At 69.2% G+C, this 1639-nt stretch carries 1 protein-coding gene; it reads left to right on the top strand.

The genetic code is table 11. The annotated features are described in order from the left end of the window. Positions 1 to 543: 543 nt before the first annotated feature. The coding region (locus tag ACFVW8_RS39105; protein WP_389698815.1) for an alpha/beta fold hydrolase at positions 544 to 1639 on the top strand (1096 nt) is incomplete at its 3' end.

Genomic DNA, 1639 nt, shown 5'->3' with positions numbered 1-1639 from the left:
CCCTAGACCATGAGACGTATGTTCGAGTACCGTGGAGATCCAGACGGATAGTTTGAGTAGTTTTGGAGCTTACGGGTGGTGAGGGCTGCAGGGGCTCGGCCCCGGGTCGCTGCGGCTGGCAGCACACGCCTTGGGCTTGGCCGACCGTCTCGGCATCCCCGTCGTGCTGAGTACCACCAGCAGACGAAAATCTTCTGGTCTCGTACTCGGCGAAGAAGCTCGGGTTCTTCTAGAGGCCTGAGACAGGTGCCTGACCTGGATATTCATCGGTCAGGCACCTGTCGTTCGGCCCGGAAACGCCCGAGAGCGACACACGCGGAACCTCCCAGTCCCTCCCACGGCATTCCCGCTCCGGAGGACTTTCACCGTTCCGGCAGCTGCGACGGCACTCGCGCGAGCCGTGCTGTCGGAGGCGGCTTGTACCCTGCACTCATTCGACGATCGGACGATCACGGGTACGGGCATGGCCGGGTGTCCAGGGGCGGGAGCGCGGGGAATTCGATGAATGGCGCACATCCGATACGAAGCCGCAGACCGGGCCTCTTGGCCGGTGCGCTCATCATCGCCGGGGTCGTCCTCGCCGCGATCGGGGCCGTCGGCGCCTGGCTCCAGCACGAAGCTCCCGGCCGGAGCGCGGAGCCGCGTACGGAGTTCACCGCGAACAACCCGCCCGCCGGTCTGCCCACCACGCTGACCACCGGCCAGCATCTCCGTTGGTCGCGCTGCACCTCGCCGCCCGCCGCGCGCAAGGACTACGACTGTGCCGCCATGAAGGCCCCCCTCGACTACCGGAAACCAGACGGCAGGACGATCGACGTGGCCCTGATCCGCCGCAAGGCCACCGGCCCGAACGCCCGGCGCATCGGCTCGCTCCTCCTCAACTTCGGCGGCCCCGGTGTGTCCGGGGTGAGCGGACTGCCCGAATACCTCAACCAGTACAAGCCGCTCCTCGACCGTTACGACCTGGTCTCCTTCGACCCGCGCGGCGTTGGCGCGACCATCCCCGTGCGCTGCGGGAAGACCGCCGACGACACCGGTTACGAGGGGGCCGATGCCTGCGCCGAACGCTCCGGGGCGCTCCTCCCGTACATCGGTACCTCGCACACCGCTCGCGACCTCGACCTGATGCGCTACCTCCTCGGCGACAAGCGACTGCACTACTTCGGCGTCTCGTACGGAACGGCTCTCGGCGCGGTCTACGCCCACCTGTACCCGTCACACGTCGGACGGCTCGTGCTCGAAGCATCCGTCGATCCGACCGAGGACCTCGACGAGGATCAGGTGTCGCAGGTCAAGGCGGTCCAGGCGGCGTTCGACCGGTTCGCCACCCACTGCGCGGCCCGTATCCGCCGCTGCCCGACCGGCGACGGGCCCGAGGAGGCCGCGCGACGCATGGCGCGCCTGGCCGACCGCCTGGAGAAGAAGCCCGCCCCGGCCGGCGGCGGACGGACTCTCGACGCCGACGGCCTCGCGTACGCCGTCAGCGACCATCTCGACCTCGGCACAGACGGCTGGTTGCCGCTCTCCAAGGCCCTCACCGCGCTGATCGACCACAACGACGGCCGTCCGCTGAGCAAGGGCGCGGACGACCGCGGCTCCGCCGACCGCGCGGCGACCCCGCGCGACAGCAGCGTCGCCG

It is taken from the genome of Streptomyces sp. NPDC058221 (assembly GCF_042882365.1).
Lineage (GTDB): Bacteria > Actinomycetota > Actinomycetes > Streptomycetales > Streptomycetaceae > Streptomyces.
Note: the sequence above shows the minus strand (reverse complement) of the source record. Positions and strands in the feature narration are given on the sequence as shown.